This window comes from Streptococcus sp. NM (assembly GCF_003390135.1).
Lineage (GTDB): Bacteria > Bacillota > Bacilli > Lactobacillales > Streptococcaceae > Streptococcus.
Genome location: NZ_QUOS01000001.1, coordinates 728,174 through 746,031, shown reverse-complemented (window position 1 = coordinate 746,031; position 17,858 = coordinate 728,174). Strand labels below are relative to the sequence as shown.

General features: G+C 39.9%; 17 protein-coding genes. 9 read left to right on the top strand and 8 right to left on the bottom strand.

Annotation, left to right across the window (positions count from 1 at the left end; genetic code table 11):
• The first annotated feature begins 189 nt into the window (after positions 1-189).
• Genes DXN33_RS03820 through ftsY form a run of 3 tightly spaced genes read left to right on the top strand, consistent with a single transcriptional unit; the run spans position 190 to position 3,086 of the window.
• Positions 190-981 (top strand): Cof-type HAD-IIB family hydrolase, encoded by a 792-nt coding sequence (locus tag DXN33_RS03820; protein ID WP_115904390.1) that lies wholly within the window; start codon positions 190-192, stop codon positions 979-981.
• A complete protein-coding gene (locus tag DXN33_RS03815; RefSeq protein WP_049544166.1) occupies positions 981-1,799 on the top strand; it encodes a Cof-type HAD-IIB family hydrolase in 819 nt (272 codons plus the stop codon). Before DXN33_RS03820 ends, DXN33_RS03815 begins: the two co-directional genes overlap by 1 nt.
• Positions 1,800-1,802: 3 nt before the next feature.
• Positions 1,803-3,086, top strand: coding sequence for a signal recognition particle-docking protein FtsY (gene ftsY / locus DXN33_RS03810; protein WP_115904389.1), 1,284 nt, complete (start codon positions 1,803-1,805; stop codon positions 3,084-3,086).
• 44 nt (positions 3,087-3,130) lie between these two features.
• Here ftsY and zwf read toward each other — a convergent pair whose 3' ends face one another.
• The 3 genes from zwf to DXN33_RS03795 all read right to left on the bottom strand — a co-directional run bounded on the left by zwf (position 3,131) and on the right by DXN33_RS03795 (position 7,674).
• Entirely contained in the window at positions 3,131-4,618 is a 1,488-nt protein-coding gene (gene zwf, locus DXN33_RS03805) for a glucose-6-phosphate dehydrogenase (RefSeq protein ID WP_020901424.1), read from the bottom strand.
• A 150-nt stretch (positions 4,619-4,768) separates the two neighbouring features.
• Positions 4,769-5,509, bottom strand: a complete 741-nt coding sequence (locus tag DXN33_RS03800; protein ID WP_049487244.1) for an amino acid ABC transporter ATP-binding protein — start codon at positions 5,507-5,509, stop codon at positions 4,769-4,771.
• The gene (locus DXN33_RS03795; RefSeq protein ID WP_115904388.1) at positions 5,509-7,674 is read right to left on the bottom strand and encodes an ABC transporter substrate-binding protein/permease; all 2,166 of its coding nucleotides are present in this window, start codon (positions 7,672-7,674) and stop codon (positions 5,509-5,511) included. The genes DXN33_RS03800 and DXN33_RS03795 overlap by 1 nt, the downstream gene beginning before the upstream one ends.
• Positions 7,675-7,847: 173 nt before the next feature.
• Here DXN33_RS03795 and DXN33_RS03790 point away from each other — a divergent pair, with 173 nt between their 5' ends.
• From DXN33_RS03790 to DXN33_RS03770, 5 genes are all read left to right on the top strand, one after another.
• Positions 7,848-8,801, top strand: a complete 954-nt coding sequence (locus DXN33_RS03790; protein WP_115904387.1) for a CPBP family intramembrane glutamic endopeptidase — start codon at positions 7,848-7,850, stop codon at positions 8,799-8,801.
• A gap of 76 nt (positions 8,802-8,877) precedes the next feature.
• Positions 8,878-10,866: an excinuclease ABC subunit UvrB gene (uvrB, locus tag DXN33_RS03785; protein WP_115904386.1), complete on the top strand. Its 1,989-nt coding sequence runs from the start codon at positions 8,878-8,880 to the stop codon at positions 10,864-10,866.
• A gap of 56 nt (positions 10,867-10,922) precedes the next feature.
• Positions 10,923-11,795: a hypothetical protein gene (locus tag DXN33_RS03780; RefSeq protein WP_115904385.1), complete on the top strand. Its 873-nt coding sequence runs from the start codon at positions 10,923-10,925 to the stop codon at positions 11,793-11,795.
• Positions 11,796-11,903: 108 nt separating this feature from the next.
• A complete protein-coding gene (locus DXN33_RS03775) occupies positions 11,904-12,431 on the top strand; it encodes a hypothetical protein (RefSeq protein ID WP_115904384.1) in 528 nt (175 codons plus the stop codon).
• Between the two features lie 20 nt (positions 12,432-12,451).
• Complete coding sequence (locus DXN33_RS03770; RefSeq protein ID WP_115904383.1) at positions 12,452-12,919, top strand: 8-oxo-dGTP diphosphatase; 468 nt, start codon at positions 12,452-12,454, stop codon at positions 12,917-12,919.
• Here DXN33_RS03770 and DXN33_RS03765 read toward each other — a convergent pair.
• The 5 genes from DXN33_RS03765 to coaB form a co-directional block, all read right to left on the bottom strand.
• Positions 12,916-13,431 carry a transcription repressor NadR gene (locus tag DXN33_RS03765; RefSeq protein WP_033685158.1) on the bottom strand — a complete coding sequence of 172 codons (516 nt, stop codon included), beginning with the start codon at positions 13,429-13,431 and terminating at the stop codon, positions 12,916-12,918. The genes DXN33_RS03770 and DXN33_RS03765 overlap by 4 nt on opposite strands.
• An 11-nt stretch (positions 13,432-13,442) precedes the next feature.
• Positions 13,443-13,970, bottom strand: coding sequence for an ECF transporter S component (locus DXN33_RS03760; RefSeq protein WP_070843034.1), 528 nt, complete (start codon positions 13,968-13,970; stop codon positions 13,443-13,445).
• Positions 13,971-14,145: 175 nt separating this feature from the next.
• A complete protein-coding gene (locus DXN33_RS03755; RefSeq protein ID WP_000747412.1) occupies positions 14,146-14,709 on the bottom strand; it encodes an ECF transporter S component in 564 nt (187 codons plus the stop codon).
• Entirely contained in the window at positions 14,693-15,244 is a 552-nt protein-coding gene (gene coaC, locus DXN33_RS03750) for a phosphopantothenoylcysteine decarboxylase (protein ID WP_115904382.1), read from the bottom strand. The genes DXN33_RS03755 and coaC overlap by 17 nt, the downstream gene beginning before the upstream one ends.
• 11 nt (positions 15,245-15,255) lie before the next feature.
• Complete coding sequence (coaB, locus tag DXN33_RS03745) at positions 15,256-15,945, bottom strand: phosphopantothenate--cysteine ligase (RefSeq protein ID WP_115904381.1); 690 nt, start codon at positions 15,943-15,945, stop codon at positions 15,256-15,258.
• 229 nt (positions 15,946-16,174) lie between these two features.
• On the opposite strand from coaB, the gene DXN33_RS03740 reads away from it, so the two are divergent.
• Positions 16,175-17,845: a formate--tetrahydrofolate ligase gene (locus DXN33_RS03740; protein ID WP_115904380.1), complete on the top strand. Its 1,671-nt coding sequence runs from the start codon at positions 16,175-16,177 to the stop codon at positions 17,843-17,845.
• The last annotated feature ends 13 nt before the right edge of the window (positions 17,846-17,858 follow it).

The following is a 17,858-nucleotide window of genomic DNA, read 5'->3' as shown; positions in this document are numbered from 1 at the left end:
GAAATCAATCTTTTAAAAGTATCTGAAAAAAGTTGCACGATTTTAATTTTACGAGCTTTTTAAAAGTTAGAAACAGCACTAGCTAGTAGAGAAGGATAAAAGAGAAGCAAAGCTGATAGACTAGTCCTTTTTCTACTTATCTATGGTATAATAGGAGGTAGATTTACTAATCGGAGTAAGAAAGATTTTATGATTAAACTAGTAGCAACGGATATGGACGGAACTTTCCTAGATGGGAATGGACGCTTTGATATGGACCGCCTCAAGTCTCTCTTGGTTTCCTACAAGGAAAAAGGGATTTACTTTGCGGTAGCTTCGGGGCGCGGATTTCTATCCTTAGAAAAATTATTTGCTGATGTTCGTGATGACATTATTTTTATCGCGGAAAATGGCAGTTTGGTAGAGTATCGAGGTCAGGACTTGTATGAAGCGACCATGTCTCGTGAGTTTTATTTGACGACTTTTGAAAAGCTGAAAACGTCACCTTATGTAGACATCAATAAACTGCTCTTGACGGGAAAAAAGGGAGCTTATGTTCTAGATACGGTTGATGAGACCTATTTGAAAGCGAGTCAGCACTATAATGAAAATATCCAAAAAGTAGCGATTCTGGAAGATATTAAAGATGACATTTTCAAATTTACGACCAACTTCACAGAAGAAACGCTTGAAGCTGGGGAGGCTTGGGTTAATGAACATGTTCCTGGTGTTAAGGCCATGACAACTGGCTTTGAATCCATTGATATTGTTCTGGACTATGTCGATAAGGGAGTGGCCATTGTTGAATTAGCTAAAAAACTTGGTATCACAATGGATCAGGTTATGGCTTTTGGAGACAATCTAAATGACTTACATATGATGCAGGTTGTGGGACATCCTGTAGCTCCTGAAAATGCACGACCTGAAATTTTAGAATTAGCAGAGACAGTGATTGGTCACCATAAGGACCAGTCGGTTATAGCTTATATGGAGGGCATATAATGGCAGATATAAAATTGATTGCATTGGACTTGGACGGGACCTTGCTGACTACTGATAAAAGGCTGACGGATCGTACCAAGGAAACCTTGAAAGCTGCGCGTGATCGTGGTATCAAGGTCGTATTGACAACTGGTCGTCCCTTAAAAGCCATGGATTTCTTTCTCCATGAGCTAGGGACTGACGGCCACGAAGATGAGTATACGATTACTTTTAATGGTGGTTTGGTTCAGAAAAATACAGGTGAAATCCTTGATAAAACAGTCTTTTCATATGATGATGTGGCACGCTTGTATGAGGAAACAGAGAAATTATCACTGCCTCTTGATGCTATCTCAGAAGGAACTGTTTATCAAATTCAATCCGACCAAGAAAGTCTTTATGCCAAATTCAATCCAGCTTTGACTTTTGTTCCAGTGGACTTTGCAGACTTATCTAGTCAAATGACTTATAATAAATGTGTGACTGCCTTTGCTCAAGAACCCTTGGATGCAGCTATTCAGAAGATTTCTCCAGAATTGTTTGACCAATATGAAATCTTTAAATCGCGGGAAATGTTGCTAGAGTGGTCACCAAAGAATGTTCATAAAGCAACAGGTTTGGCAAAACTAATCAGCCATCTTGGAATCAACCAAAGCCAAGTTATGGCATGTGGTGACGAGGCCAATGACCTCTCTATGATTGAATGGGCAGGGCTCGGTGTTGCCATGCAAAACGCTGTTCCTGAAGTCAAGGCAGTCGCAAATGTAGTGACTCCAATGACCAATGATGAGGAAGCTGTCGCCTGGGCAATCGAAGAATATGTGCTAAAGGAGAACTAAGATATGGGATTATTTGACCGTCTATTCGGAAAAAAAGAAGAACCTAAAATCGAAGAAGTTGTAAAAGAAGCTCTGGAAAATCTTGATTTGTCAGAAGATACTGATCCTGCCTTCACAGAAGCTGAGGAAGTTTCTCAAGAAGTAGCAGAAGTTGCTGAAGAATCTTTGCTCGAAGAAGAGGATAATCAAGACACATTTGAAGAAAGTCTGAATTCAGAGCCAGCTGTAGAGGTTTCTCAAGAAGAAATAGAAGAATTTCCAAACTCAGAAGAAGTCGTAGAGAAAGAGAATCCTGAGCAGGAAGGAACTGTAGAAGAAAATAGTTCTGAAGTGCTTGAACCAGAAATGACTCAAGTAGAAGAAACTGTTCAGGAAAAATATGACCGCAGTCTTAAGAAAACGCGTACGGGCTTTGGAGCTCGCTTAAATGCCTTCTTTGCTAATTTCCGCTCTGTTGACGAAGAATTTTTCGAGGAATTGGAAGAACTGCTTATCATGAGTGACGTTGGTGTCCAGGTTGCATCTAACTTAACAGAGGAGCTACGCTACGAAGCCAAGCTTGAAAACGCCAAGAAACCTGACGCACTTCGCCGTGTCATTATCGAGAAATTGGTTGAACTCTACGAAAAGGATGGCAACTACGATGAACAAATCCATTTCCAAGATGGTTTGACAGTTATGCTCTTTGTTGGTGTTAACGGTGTTGGGAAGACAACTTCTATTGGGAAATTAGCTCATCGTTACAAGCAAGCTGGTAAGAAGGTCATGCTTGTTGCGGCAGATACCTTCCGTGCAGGGGCGGTAGCCCAGCTAGCTGAATGGGGCCGTCGTGTGGACGTTCCAGTTGTGACTGGACCTGAAAAAGCTGACCCAGCCAGTGTGGTCTTTGATGGCATGGAACGTGCCGTAGCTGAAGGTATTGATATTCTCATGATTGATACCGCTGGTCGTCTGCAAAACAAGGACAACCTCATGGCTGAGCTGGAAAAGATTGGTCGTATTATCAAACGTGTTGTACCAGAAGCACCACATGAAACCTTCTTGGCTCTTGATGCATCAACGGGTCAAAATGCCCTGGTACAGGCCAAAGAATTTTCAAAAATTACCCCTTTAACAGGAATTGTCTTGACTAAGATTGATGGAACTGCTCGAGGTGGTGTTGTTTTAGCCATCCGTGAAGAACTCAATATTCCTGTAAAATTGATTGGTTTTGGTGAAAAAATCGATGATATTGGAGAGTTTAACTCAGAAAACTTTATGAAGAGTCTCTTGGAAGGCTTAATCTAATCAGAAGCAAAAATCCTGCAAGCTACAAACTTGCAGGAAATTTTTTATTCTAAACGACCATCTTGACGATAGGCGATATCTGGTTGCCAAGTCCATTTGGCATCGAATTTTTCAAGTAAGTCAAAGCTGGCTTGAGGTCCCATGCTTCCAGCTTTATAGTCATGAAGTGGGGCACCATTTTCAGCCCAGAGTTCTTCGATACGGTCAATCAATTTCCATGACGCACCAACTTCATCCCAGTGGCTAAAGTTAGTTGAGTTGTTATTTAGGACATCATAAATCAATTTCTCGTATGGCTCTGGAGAAGCACCAGTTGCGGTCGCATCTGTACGGTAATCCAGTGAGTTAGGAGCCAAGTTGAATTCTTCTCCTACCTGCTTCCCATTTAGACTGAGAGAGAAGCCTTCTGTTGGTTGGATATAGATGGTCAAAATGTTTGGAGCAAGTGGTTCTCCAAAGATAGAATCCATTTGTTTAAAGACGATGTTGACATGAGTTCCTTTTTCAGTCAGACGTTTACCAGTACGGAAGAAGAAAGGAACACCACGGAAGCGATCGCTGTCTACAAAGAAGGCACCAGATGCAAAGGTTTCAGTTGTTGATTCTGGATTTACATTTGGCTCGCTACGGTAAGAGATGTATTTCATGCCATCAATCTTACCAGAGCGGTATTGACCACGGATAAAGTGTTCTTTAAGTTCTTCATCAGTTGGATGATAGAGATTTTTAAAGACCTTAATCTTTTCAGCACGAATCTCATCTTTTGTGAAGCTTGCTGGCTTGTCCATGGCAAGGAGGGAAAGCAGTTGTAGAGTGTGGTTCTGTACCATGTCACGGAGGGCACCAGACTCATCATAGTAGCCACCACGTTCTTCTACACCCAAGCGCTCCGCAAAGGTAATTTGAACATTGTCGATAAAGTCCTTGTTCCAAACGTTTTCAAAAATCAAGTTTGCAAAGCGAACTGCAAAGATGCTTTGGATCATTTCCTTACCAAGATAATGGTCGATACGGAAAATTTGTTCTTCGTCAAATGTTGCTAGGAGCTCGTCATTCAACTTGCTTGCAGTTGCGTAATCTGTACCAAATGGCTTCTCAACGATTAAACGTTCAAAACCTTTACCATCCACAATGTTTTCAGACTTGAGGTGTTTGGCAATAGTTCCAAAGAACTGAGGCGCCATAGATAAGAAGAAGAGCTTGTTGTGTTCAGCTTGGTACTTGTCATTTAGTTCAGCCTGCAATTGACGCAAAGCAATGTAGTGTTCTGTATCGTTGACATCATGACTTTGATAGTAGAAGTGACTAGCGAACTCTTGAGCCTGTTCGGTACTATCTGCCAAATCAAGGATCGATTCGACTACAACAGATTCAAAATATTCCTTGCTCCAAGGACGACGAGCAGTTCCAATGACTGCAAAGTGCTCGGAAAGATTGCCGGATTTATAAAGTCTAAAAAGGGAAGGGTAGAGCTTGCGTTTAGCCAGGTCTCCACTCGCACCGAAAATTGTAACAATAACCTTAGATGACATCTAGCTACCTAATTTCTATTTTTATTCCTAGTCTTGCTAGGTATGAGGAAACCTCATTTCATAAACTTAATTCTAACATAATTTTCCGAAAAATCAAAAAATCCAATACGAGATAGAAAAAAACTGCAAGGAAATCCTTACAGTTTGAGTTTAGACGTTTAAGACCTTGTCCAAGAACTCTTTCAGACGTGGGTGTTGAGGGTTATCAAAGATTTGATCAGGTGTTCCGTCTTCAAGAAATTCACCATCTGCAGTAAAGATAACACGGTTGGCAACCTGACGGGCAAATCCCATCTCATGGGTTACGATAATCATGGTCATACCTTGCTCAGCCAATTCCTTCATAACGTTTAGTACGTCTCCGACCATCTCAGGGTCAAGGGCAGAAGTTGGTTCATCAAAGAGCATGATGTCTGGATTCATTGCTAGTCCACGAGCGATAGCCACACGTTGTTTTTGACCACCTGATAGGCTATCTGGGTTAGCATTAGCTTTATCTGCTAGCCCAACCTTGTCAAGCAATTCCATTCCCAATTTCTCAGCTTCTTCCTTAGTCATTAACTTGTGCTCAATAGGAGCAAAGGTAATGTTGTCCAATACAGACATATGAGGGAAGAGGTTAAAGTGTTGGAACACCATTCCGATATTTTCACGGACGTGGTCAACGTTAGTTGTTTTTTCAGTTAAGTCATAACCGTTCACAGTGATGTGACCACTAGTGACTTCTTCTAGAAGATTAAGGCTACGGAGGAAGGTTGACTTACCAGAACCCGAAGGGCCGATGATACAAACAACATCTCCTTCATAGAACTTAGTTGTAATTCCTTTTAAAACCTCATTTTTTCCATAATACTTATGTAAATCATTTACATCAATTTTTAATTTTGCCATTAACGAATCCTCTTTTCTAAGCGTTTCGCTAGTCTAGTCAAAAGTGTGATAATTACAAGATAGAAGATAGCAAGGATTGCATACATCTTGAAACTTTGGTAGTTACGGGCAATGATAATCTTACCAGTTTGGAAGAGTTCAACCAAACCGATAGCAGATACGATGGTTGTATCTTTAAGAGCGATAACGAATTGGTTAACAAAGTTTGGCAACATCAATTTAGTTGCTTGTGGCAAGATAATCTTACGCATGGTTTTTCCATAAGAGATACCTAAGCTTCGGCTGGCTTCCATTTGACCAACTGGAACGGCCTGAATACCACCACGAACGATTTCAGCGATATAAGCAGCCGCATTGAGTGAGAGGGCAATAGTCCCAGCTACAAAGTCGTTAATTGGACTTTGTTGGCCTGTGATAGACTCGATGAAGTTTGGAATTCCCCAGAAGATGAAGGCTGCAAGAATCATCAATGGAATACCACGGATAACGTCAACGAAAATCTCAGAAATCACACGAAGAGATTTGTATGGGCTAACGCTAAACATACCGAAGATAATCCCGATAACAATGGCAATAGCAAATGAGATAAGAGCTAGAGCAAGAGTGATACCAAGCCCGCTAAGGAGTTGTTTGTAGTTGTTTTGAAGCAAGCCCCAGATAGTTGTCTCATCAACAGTGCTTGTTGAAGCAGATGAAGATTCGCTAGCTAGGTATTTATCAAGAATCTTTTGGAATTCACCGTTTGCTTTAAGGTTTGCAAGTCCGTTGTTGAACATTTCAATCAATTCTGGATTTGCTCCTTTTTTAACGGCAAAGGCTGTTTCACCGATTGGAGTTCCAGCGATTGGTGTTTTTAATTTTTGGCCTTGACTGATAGAATATTTGAGAACAGGTTCATCATCCATAACCGCATCGATGGCACCAGTATTTAAACTGTCATACATTGAAGAACCATCAGCGAAGGTTTTGATTTTGTAACCGTATTTGCTTTGATTTTCTGTTAGGAACGTTTGAGAAGCAGTTCCGTTTTTAACACCGACTGTCTTCCCTTTCAAATCTTCATAAGAAGCAATGGTACTTGATTCTTTGACACCAAGGATTGTATTAGCAGTGTAGTATGATTCTGAGAAGTCGAAAGTTGCCTTACGAGCATCTGTGACAGACATACCAGCAATGATACCATCTGCTTGACCAGCTTGAACAGCACTGATAGCAGCATCAAAACCAGGGTTGGTGATTTCAATTTCAAAACCTTGGTCTTTAGCGATTGCCTTAATCAAGTCCATATCAATTCCAGTAAATTGGTTGCTTGAGTTTTGGAACACAAAAGGTGCAAAAGAAGAATCACTGGCAATGATGTATTTAGCTTTAACAGGAATGGCTTTTAATCCTGCTAGAGTAGATGTAGTTGGCACTGCTGAAGAAGATGAAGCAGTCCATTTCTTGATGATTTTATCAAGGCTACCATCTTTTTTCATTTCAGCCAAGGCTTGGTTAAATTCAGTGACTAGGTGCTCGTATTTGCTTCCTTTTTTAACACCGAAAGCAAAACTTCCTACAGCTTCACCATCCATTTCAATATGGAGGTCTTGACCTTGGTTAATAGCATACTCGATAACAGGTTTGTCATCCATCATGGCATCAATGGCACCAGCACTCAAGCTGTTGTTCATCAAATCACCAGTGTCAAATGTTTTAATAGCAAAGCCGTATTTGTCCTTAATACTTTCAAGGAAACGTTGAGCGGCAGTTCCATTTTTAACACCAACAGTTTTACCTTTTAATTGGTCATACTGACTAATCTTGTGTGACTTTGTAGTTGCAATGACAACTTTTGTATCATAGTAAGTATCAGACATTGTGAAAACTTTTTCACGTTCTGCAGTTTTTGTCATTCCTGCCATAATAGCGTCAGCTTGACCAGCTTGAACTGCATTCACCGCTGCGTCAAATCCAGGATAGGACATCTGAATGTTCCATCCTTTAATCTCAGCGACTTTGTTAATAATGTCAACATCAATTCCTTTATAAGTTTGATCTGAATCTTTAAACTCAAAAGGTGCATAGGCGGTATCAGACACAATCTTAATTGTTTCTGCCTTAGCAATACCTAATGAGAAAATTGGGAATAAAATTAGCAAAAATGCTAGAAATTTTTTCTTCATTTTTAGTCTCCTTTTCCGAATATTTTTCCATTATATCAGAAAAAACTAAAAAATGCAAATCTAGGGGCTTTTATGTTAGAAGATATAACATAAAAGCCCTTTATTTCTTTCTTGAACTGCTACCACAAAGTGCTATAATAATAGTATATAATAGAAGAAAAGAGAACGGAGATATGAAGAACAAAAGAATTTTTAAAGACTTTCAAGCTTCTCAAATGAGATTAAACATTTACACAAGCCCCTTGTTAGCCTTTGTTTTTGTCTTTATAGGAGAGTTTGTGGCTTATACTTTGTATGGTATTAGCTTGTTAGCTCTCATCGGACTTGCTAGAAATTTTGGAGAGGCTGGCCAAAATCTTGCAACCTACTTGCAGACCTTGCAACAGAGCTTGACGGATAAAACAAGTGACTTTCGTTTAATTTTAGAATTGCTGGCCTTTGGATTCGTTCTCAATACTGTGTTCAGATGGACTAGAAAAGTTGAGAAAAGACCTATTCGAACCTTGGGATTTTATAGAGAGAATTTCCTCAGCAATCTTCTGAAAGGATTTGGGCTAGGTCTGGCACTTTTTCTTCTGACCTTGTTAGGTTTAGTAGCATTAGGGCAATATCGTTTTGAGTCTATTCACTTAAATCCTTATTCTCTTACCTTTGTTGTCTTGACTATCCCATTTTGGATTTTACAGGGGACAACAGAAGAAGTGGTGGCCCGTGCTTGGCTCCTTCCTCAATTGGCCTCAAGAACCAATCTAAAACTGGCTGTTCTTATATCTAGCCTGTTCTTCACCCTACTTCATATGGGCAATTCTGGTCTAACCCCTCTATCTCTAGCGAATCTCTTTTTATTCGGAGTTGCCATGTCTCTTTACCTTCTCAAAACTGATACAGTTTGGGGTGTTGCAGGTATTCATGGCGCCTGGAATTTTGCTCAGGGTAATCTCTTTGGGATTTTAGTTAGTGGTCAACCATCAGGAACGTCTCTGATGACCTTTTTACCACAAGGCGATCAGAGCTGGCTATCAGGTGGTTCTTTTGGGATAGAAGGTTCCATTATGATAAGTCTAGTCTTGCTACTGCTGATTGTCTATCTTGCCTATCAATTAAAGAAAGAAAATGAAAGGATGTGACTTCGGTCCGTCCTTTTCTTCGTGAAAATGCTATAAGTATGCTAAAATAGGAATAGCATATCGAGAGAGGATTCTTATGATCAATCGTATTACAGATAATCAATTTAAACTAGTATCAAAATATCAACCATCAGGAGATCAACCACAAGCTATCGAGCAGTTGGTTGATAATATCGAGGGTGGAGAAAAAGCTCAGATTCTGATGGGGGCGACCGGAACAGGGAAGACCTATACCATGAGTCAGGTCATTTCCAAAGTCAATAAACCTACTCTGGTCATCGCCCACAATAAAACTCTAGCAGGCCAGCTCTATGGGGAGTTTAAGGAATTTTTCCCTGAAAATGCAGTTGAGTACTTCGTATCTTACTATGATTATTACCAACCTGAGGCCTATGTCCCTTCTAGCGATACCTATATTGAAAAGGATAGCTCTGTCAATGACGAGATTGACAAACTCCGCCACTCTGCTACTTCAGCCCTTTTGGAGCGTAATGATGTTATTGTCGTGGCCTCAGTCTCTTGTATCTATGGTTTGGGTTCGCCCAAGGAATACGCTGATAGTGTCGTTAGTCTCCGTCCAGGTCTTGAAATTTCTCGTGATAAACTCTTAAATGACTTGGTCGATATTCAGTTTGAGCGAAATGATATTGATTTCCAACGTGGAAAATTTCGAGTTCGTGGGGATGTAGTGGAGATTTTCCCAGCATCTCGTGATGAACACGCTTTTCGAGTAGAGTTTTTTGGAGACGAAATTGACCGTATTCGTGAGGTTGAGGCTCTGACTGGTCAGGTGTTGGGAGAAGTGGATCATTTGGCTATTTTCCCAGCTACTCACTTTGTGACCAATGACGACCACATGGAAGTTGCCATTGCCAAGATTCAGGCCGAGTTGGAGGAGCAGTTAGCTATCTTTGAAAAGGAAGGTAAATTGCTAGAAGCCCAGCGCTTGAAGCAACGTACAGAGTATGATATCGAAATGCTGCGCGAGATGGGCTATACCAACGGTGTTGAAAACTACTCACGCCACATGGATGGTCGTAGCGAAGGTGAGCCTCCTTATACGCTTCTTGACTTCTTCCCAGATGATTTCTTGATTATGATTGATGAAAGTCACATGACCATGGGGCAAATCAAGGGCATGTACAATGGAGACCGCTCGCGTAAGGAAATGCTGGTTAATTATGGTTTCCGTTTGCCGTCTGCCTTGGACAATCGACCTTTACGTCGCGAAGAGTTTGAAAGCCATGTGCATCAGATTGTTTACGTTTCAGCGACACCTGGTGACTATGAAAATGAACAGACCGAGACAGTGATTGAGCAAATCATTCGTCCGACAGGGCTTTTGGATCCTGAGGTGGAAGTCCGTCCGACTATGGGACAGATTGATGACCTCTTAGGTGAAATCAATGCCCGTGTTGAGAAAAATGAGCGTACCTTTATCACAACCTTGACCAAGAAAATGTCAGAAGACTTGACCGACTACTTCAAGGAAATGGGCATCAAGGTCAAGTACATGCACTCGGATATCAAGACTTTGGAGCGGACAGAGATTATCCGTGACCTGCGCTTGGGTGTCTTTGATGTCTTGGTCGGAATCAACCTGCTCCGTGAAGGGATTGACGTTCCCGAAGTGAGTCTCGTAGCCATTCTTGATGCTGACAAGGAAGGTTTCCTTCGTAATGAACGTGGTCTTATCCAGACCATTGGTCGTGCTGCTCGTAACAGTGAAGGTCATGTCATCATGTATGCGGACACCGTTACCCAGTCTATGCAACGTGCCATTGATGAAACGGCTCGCCGTCGGAAAATCCAGATGGCCTATAATGAAGAACATGGTATCGTTCCACAAACCATCAAGAAAGAAATTCGTGACCTGATTGCTGTGACCAAGGCAGTTGCTAAGGAAGAGGACAAAGAAGTCGATATCAATAGCCTTAACAAACAAGAACGCAAAGAACTGGTCAAGAAACTTGAAAAACAAATGCAAGAAGCAGTTGAAGTGCTTGACTTTGAACTGGCAGCTCAGATTAGGGATATGATGTTGGAAGTCAAGGCGCTTGGGTAGGAATACCCATACTAAATAAAATTTATAATTGAATTGCTTACAAGGAGAATGTAGTCATGAAAAAACTGTTACTGTTTCTATTTTTTGTTGTAAATATAGTCCCTTTATTTTTTATTCTACGTATTGCTTTCTTATTCTTCACAACAACTTATGATATTTTCCCCGAAGCAAATATAAAGGAAGTAGAAATTGCTACTAGAAGAACTCTTGATTTGTATGGCTTTAAAGGTAATGTGAAGGTTACAAACTTTTCTAGAGATAAATGGCTTTCTCAAGACTATAAAATTGAATACTTATATAGTGAAGAAATTAACGGGAGAAGTATTACTGCGAGTGATGTTTTGATTTATCATCCAAAATCCTCAAAAAGTAATCCTAAAAAAACAGAGGGGGAATTGATTTATGATGGGACTACAAAAACAATGTTACAAGAATTCTCAGGGATGGCACATGAACTTCTCAATCATAAACCAGAAACAATTTCATATAAAGAAAAAGTAGAGAGTTTTTTCAAGCAATTTGAGAATCCAAATCTAGAATATGTAAATACTTATTGGAGTGTCGATGAGAAAGCAGAGAATATTACAGAATATTATGATCTCATAGATAAGAATCGTAAGGAGGGGAAACCTTTTCAAGGTTTATATGATCTCCCTATTGATGAATTTCTGGAAAATGGAATTATTAAAGGTCATGTTATCTATAAAGATATTGTGTTAGAAGAAGGATACAAGGATTATTTTAATGGTGAAGGTGGTCTGACAGAGTTTATCGAAAATGGAATAGATAGCGCAGACCTTGCAGACGCATTTTATGAAATCTCTTATTATTACGCCGGAAAAAGTGGGAAAAGTTATCGTTCTGGTAGCAAGACAACTTTAAAAATTCAAAATCATAAAATGAAGGATTATGGAATTAATAATGACTAAAAACTTTTTCATTAAGTATTTTAGTTCGATATTAATAATGGATTTGGAACAACATACAGTCCATCGATTATTGAAGTATAAACATGAAAAGAAAAGGAGTCATCCATTTTGAAACACTTAACTTTATTTAGAGTAGTCTATCTGATTTTACTAGGATTTGTCCTTATCGATTTTTGCCTATCAATATTTGGTTTATCGTTTACTCCCATTCTTTGGGATAGTTGGCTTTTCCTTTTAGTGATTACTCTTTTTATTCGTTTTTGTAGACATCTGGTAATTCTAGACCTTCTCTTTGGAATATTTGGAATACCATTCATTCCCATTATATTTAAAACAGGACAATTTGTACCAGTTATTTTGGTTATCGCGCATATTCTTAGTTATTGTTTCAAGGAACGATACCGTATTTTTGATGGAATCCGTAGTACTATTTGTAGTTTATATATATGGATATTTATGTTTGTTATTTTTGCCTTTATGCCACAAATCCCTATTCCAATAACACTTGATTTTGAAGTTCAGGAACAAGAAATTGTCATTAAAAAAGGATATTTGCTTCATGAAGTAAATGATTACCACGAACGAATTAATCCCTTCATTATGAAGTCTGAAGTTAGCCATGAAAAAGTTATCTAATTTAGAAAGCGAGTAAATTTATGTCCCGTTCCCAATTAACAATTTTAACAAACATTTGTCTGATTGAAGACATAGAAACCCAGCGCGTGGTTATGCAGTACCGTGCTCCTGAAACTAATCGCTGGTCAGGTTATGCCTTTCCAGGAGGCCATGTAGAAAATGGCGAGTCTTTCGCAGAGTCTGTCATTCGTGAAATCTATGAAGAAACAGGGTTGACTATCCAAAATCCTCAACTTGTCGGCATTAAAAATTGGCCACTAGATACAGGTGGGCGCTATATTGTCGTTTGTTATAAGGCGACTGAGTTCTCTGGTACTCTTCGCTCTTCAGATGAAGGAGAAGTTTCTTGGGTGCAAAAAGACCAGATTCCAAACTTGGATCTGGCCTATGATATGTTACTCTTGATGGAGATGATGGAAGCTCCTGACAAGTCAGAGTTTTTCTACCCTCGTCGTACAGAAGATGATTGGGAGAAGAAAATCTTCTAGTCTTTTACTAAATAACCTAGCTGATCCAAGGCCTCTTCGATATAGTGGAGGTCTTGTTGTGTTTCGGCTTCAACTAGGTGGTAATGGATACCATCTGTCAATTCAGATAAAGGTTTAAAATCAGAATGCTCGACTTGTTCTAGAAAATGTTGCACATCTCTGCGACAAGACAGTTTCAGCAAGGTTTCGATTTCTCCATAAACTGGATGGTCAATCAAGGTATTTTGAACACGTCCACCATTATCAACAATAGCAAGGAGTTCTTGACCGATTTCTTCAACTTCATGTTTCACTTTGAAAAGTTTGTGAACATAAGGATTGGTTTCAATTTGCTTATAGACGTAGCCACGATTAGTGGATAGGATAGGAGCTCCATCGGCTCTCAAAATTGCAATGTCCTGCACAATGACCTGACGTGTGACATGAAAATGTTCCGCCAAACTTTGGCCGTTGAGGGCTTTAGGAGCTTCTTTCAAGAGTTGGAGCAGGGCTTGTTTGCGATCTTTTGTCATAGCTTTTCCTTTTAACGGCGTTTTCGAAGCACTTTATAGACAGCTAGTGCTAATGTATAGTCTACCATACTATGGATAATTGTGCCAAATCCAACTAGAACAAAGAGAACATAAAACATATTTTCTATATTGGTACCGGAAGTGGCGTAAAAAACGACACAGGCTAATACTTCAGCAAGGGCATGGATAATCGCTAAAACAAAGTTAAAAATCCAGGAAGATTTTGGTTTATCTAGGGTATCGGGGAATTTTTGTAGGTAAAGAGCTCCCAAAGTCCCAAAAAAGATATGGGAAAAAGCTCGAAAAACGATAACCATGGGATAGCCAGCCATCAAAAATCCAAAACTAGAGGCTAGAATGACAAAAACTGCCATCAAGGGCGACAAGAACATAGCGATAAAAATAGCGATGTGGCTCCCCAAAGTATAGGAAGCAGGAGGAATGACAATCTTAAAAGGCATAACAATTGGAATCAAAATCGCAATAGCCGTTAAAAGGGCAGTCATTGTCATAAATTGTGTCTTTTTCCGTGTATTCATAAGAATCTCCTTTTTATCTGTATATACACTAGTATAGTACAATAAACAAGACAATAAAGCAAGGATTTACTTGAGTTTATAGGTCATTTTAAATTAAATATTGGTAATGATTTCACTAAAAAGAAACTGTATAGAGCAAAATCTCCACCTTCAAGCATGAAAGTGGAGATTGTTTTTATTTTTTCAAAGTCTGTAGTCGTGGAACAATGGCTAGGGTTAGAACTGCGGAAATGACTAATTCAGCAATCGAATTTGTAGAGATAACAGTTGCTAGGAGTTTTTGGATATTACCATCAAAAACATTTCCAAAAAGGTAGAAAATTCCACCAAGGACAAAGACTGTGTTGGTAAGTGAACCAAGGGCACCAGCTAAAATAAGACCAGTTTTATTTTTCATCAGTTTATAAACTAGATACGGAGTTAAACCAATCAAAATACGTGGGACGATGGCAATGATAGCTGAATAGATGTTTCCGTTTGGGACGAATGGTGAGAAGAGGTAGCTTGTCGGTAGAATCGTAATTGTATTAACCGTCAAACTAAGTAACCCCATCAAAAATCCAAGTGTAACTCCAACTCGTGGACCGTAAATAATGCTGGCGATAATGACAGGAATGTGAACAATGGTCGGTTTGATTGGGAATGGAAAAAGGTTAAAGATAAGTGAGCTCAGAAAATGAATCACGAGCATGGTTGCAAAAAAGATAGCAATAGGTGCAATATTAGAGCGTTTTTTCATCGAGAGTTTCCTTTATTCTTTCTAAAATAATTGTGAGGTCGGCTAAAGCTCCTCGTCCATGGTCGCCACAAGCTAGTAGGGATTCCTTAGGAGCAATCAGCTGATAGCCGTAGGCTTCTAATGTTTTCAGATTAGCCTGAGTTGCCGGATGGTCATACATTTTTGTATTCATAGCTGGTGCGATGAGTTTGGGAATATGACTTGGCAAGGCTAGAGCAGTACTGGTCACCATATTGTCCGCAACTCCGTGGGCTAGTTTTGCAATAGTATTAGCAGTTGCAGGGGCTACGATAAATAAATCTGCTTTTTTTCCAAGTTCAATATGATTAACCTGATCAGGATAGGGTTCCTTCATGACATCCAAGTGGACAGGATTCTGTGATAAGACCTGTAGTGTCAAAGGTTGGATAAACTCTGTAGCAGCCTGAGTCATTAAGACAGTGACTTGATGGCCTTGTTTTTTTAGAGAACTGACTAAATCTACCGACTTGTAAGAGGCAATTGAGCCCGTTACAGCCAAGAGAATATGTGCCATAGCTTTCCTTTCTATGAATGATAGGCTTGAATCTTTTCAAGGAGGAGTTTTGCAATTTCTTCTTTAGTCTGGACTGTTTGAAGATGATCTTTCTCAACAAAGATTGCGCGGTGCTGAACTGCTGAGATTTGAGTGAAATCATTCGCAATGATTAAGTCAGCTTGGTTCTTGATAAGACTTTTTCTAGCAATGTCAACCAGATGGTCTTCAGAAACATCAACCAGCAGTTTGAAACCAATCAGATGAATAGCAGGATTCCATTCCTTGACTAGAGAGATGATTTTGGGTGTTTTTTTCAGAAACAAAACTTGAACCTCATCAGTTGAAGAAATCTTAGTCTGATGATTCTGCTTGCTTAAAAATTCTTCTAGATTGGAGCTAGCCTGAACTTCCTCCATCCCCGTCATATAAACAGGAGTGTAGTCAGATACAGCCATTGAGTGAATCAAGACCTGATAATCCTTAATACGTTCTTGCATTTCCAGAAGAAGGTCCTTGGTATTGTTAATTTCTCGAATATTTAGGTTGGGATGGGCTTCTGGCTTCAAAGCTCGTTTTGTAGTAATTAAACAAACTTCATGCCCTGCAGCAAGCAAAGTTTCTGTGATGATTTTGCCCAAGAGACCCGTAGAATGGTTAGTGATAGAGCGGACGCTATCGATAGCTTCACTAGTACCGCCCGATGTAACTAAAATTTTCATAGCACTATTGTACACAAAAATAAACGGTAAGTAAAATGAAAGCGATAAATTTTTGGTAAAAACGAAGATTTACTATAGTTTCAAACTATAAAGCCATATAAAATTTAAGAAAGAACTCTAAAAACCTTAAAAATAGGGATATTTACGAACGTTTAGAGAGTTTTAGGATGTTAAAAATCTTGTTTTGTGTTATAATGAATTATCATATAAGAGGTTAGAGGAGTTTTGAATGAAAACAGATATTGAAATCGCACAGAGTATTGAGTTGAAGCCAATCGTTGATGTTGTAGAGAAACTTGGTATTTCTTACGATGATTTGGAGTTGTACGGAAAGTACAAGGCTAAGCTCAGCTTTGATAAAATTCGTGCAGTTGAGAGCAATCCAGTTGGGAAATTGATCTTGGTTACTGCCATCAACCCAACGCCTGCAGGTGAAGGAAAATCAACTATTACCATTGGTCTTGCGGATGCCTTGAACAAGATTGGCAAGAAAACCATGATTGCTATTCGCGAACCATCTCTTGGTCCAGTAATGGGGATTAAGGGTGGTGCCGCTGGTGGTGGTTATGCCCAAGTGCTACCAATGGAAGACATCAACCTCCACTTCACTGGAGATATGCATGCCATTACGACTGCCAACAATGCGCTTTCTGCCTTGATTGACAACCACTTACACCAAGGGAATGAGTTGGGAATTGACCAACGTCGTATTCTCTGGAAACGTGTTGTGGACTTGAACGACCGTGCTCTTCGCCATGTAACAGTTGGGCTTGGTGGTCCTCTAAATGGTATTCCTCGTGAGGATGGTTTTGACATTACCGTTGCTTCCGAAATCATGGCAATTCTTTGCTTGGCAACAGACATCGAGGACTTGAAACGCCGTCTGGCTAATATCGTTATCGGTTATCGTTATGACCGTACACCTGTTTATGTAGGTGATTTGCAGATTGAAGGTGCCTTGGCGTTGATCTTGAAGGATGCTATTAAGCCTAATCTCGTTCAAACAATTTATGGTACACCTGCCTTTGTTCATGGTGGTCCATTTGCCAATATTGCTCATGGATGTAACTCTGTCTTGGCAACGACAACAGCCCTTCACCTGGCTGATTACACAGTTACTGAAGCTGGTTTTGGTGCAGACCTTGGTGCCGAGAAATTCCTTGATATTAAGACACCAAACTTGCCAACATCTCCAGATGCAGTGGTTATTGTAGCAACCCTTCGTGCCCTTAAGATGAATGGTGGCGTGGCTAAGGATGCTCTTACAGAGGAAAATGTAGAAGCAGTGCGTGCAGGTTTTGCCAACTTGAAACGCCACGTTGAAAATATCCGTAAATTTGGAGTACCTGCAGTCGTAGCTATTAACGAATTTGTGTCTGATACAGAAGCTGAAATTGCAGCCTTGAAAGAACTCTGTGCCTCAATTGATGTACCAGTTGAGTTAGCAAGTGTCTGGGCTGATGGTGCAGAAGGTGGAGTAGCTCTTGCCGAAACAGTTGTTAAGACAATCGCTGAAAACCCAGCTAACTACAAACGTTTGTATGACAATGACCTTTCTGTTCAAGAAAAGATTGAAAAGATTGTTACTGAAATCTACCGTGGTAGCAAAGTGAATTTTGAGAAGAAAGCTCAAACACAAATTGCTCAAATCGTTCAAAACGGTTGGGACAAATTGCCAATCTGTATGGCTAAAACTCAATATAGTTTCTCAGACAATCCGAATGCACTTGGAGCACCTGAAAACTTTGAAATTACCATTCGTGAATTGGTTCCAAAATTAGGTGCAGGCTTTATCGTTGCCTTAACTGGTGATGTCATGACCATGCCAGGACTTCCAAAACGACCAGCTGCTCTCAACATGGATGTTGAAAGCGATGGAACAGTATTAGGCTTGTTCTAGTATATTGCAATTG

Coding starts and splice junctions, on each gene's coding strand:
- DXN33_RS03820 (WP_115904390.1), top strand. CDS start 190: ATGATTAAACTAGTAGCAACGGATATGGACGGAACTTTCCTAGATGGG.
- DXN33_RS03815 (WP_049544166.1), top strand. CDS start 981: ATGGCAGATATAAAATTGATTGCATTGGACTTGGACGGGACCTTGCTG.
- ftsY (WP_115904389.1), top strand. CDS start 1,803: ATGGGATTATTTGACCGTCTATTCGGAAAAAAAGAAGAACCTAAAATC.
- zwf (WP_020901424.1), bottom strand. CDS start 4,618: ATGTCATCTAAGGTTATTGTTACAATTTTCGGTGCGAGTGGAGACCTG.
- DXN33_RS03800 (WP_049487244.1), bottom strand. CDS start 5,509: ATGGCAAAATTAAAAATTGATGTAAATGATTTACATAAGTATTATGGA.
- DXN33_RS03795 (WP_115904388.1), bottom strand. CDS start 7,674: ATGAAGAAAAAATTTCTAGCATTTTTGCTAATTTTATTCCCAATTTTC.
- DXN33_RS03790 (WP_115904387.1), top strand. CDS start 7,848: ATGAAGAACAAAAGAATTTTTAAAGACTTTCAAGCTTCTCAAATGAGA.
- uvrB (WP_115904386.1), top strand. CDS start 8,878: ATGATCAATCGTATTACAGATAATCAATTTAAACTAGTATCAAAATAT.
- DXN33_RS03780 (WP_115904385.1), top strand. CDS start 10,923: ATGAAAAAACTGTTACTGTTTCTATTTTTTGTTGTAAATATAGTCCCT.
- DXN33_RS03770 (WP_115904383.1), top strand. CDS start 12,452: ATGTCCCGTTCCCAATTAACAATTTTAACAAACATTTGTCTGATTGAA.
- DXN33_RS03765 (WP_033685158.1), bottom strand. CDS start 13,431: ATGACAAAAGATCGCAAACAAGCCCTGCTCCAACTCTTGAAAGAAGCT.
- DXN33_RS03760 (WP_070843034.1), bottom strand. CDS start 13,970: ATGAATACACGGAAAAAGACACAATTTATGACAATGACTGCCCTTTTA.
- DXN33_RS03755 (WP_000747412.1), bottom strand. CDS start 14,709: ATGAAAAAACGCTCTAATATTGCACCTATTGCTATCTTTTTTGCAACC.
- coaC (WP_115904382.1), bottom strand. CDS start 15,244: ATGGCACATATTCTCTTGGCTGTAACGGGCTCAATTGCCTCTTACAAG.
- coaB (WP_115904381.1), bottom strand. CDS start 15,945: ATGAAAATTTTAGTTACATCGGGCGGTACTAGTGAAGCTATCGATAGC.
- DXN33_RS03740 (WP_115904380.1), top strand. CDS start 16,175: ATGAAAACAGATATTGAAATCGCACAGAGTATTGAGTTGAAGCCAATC.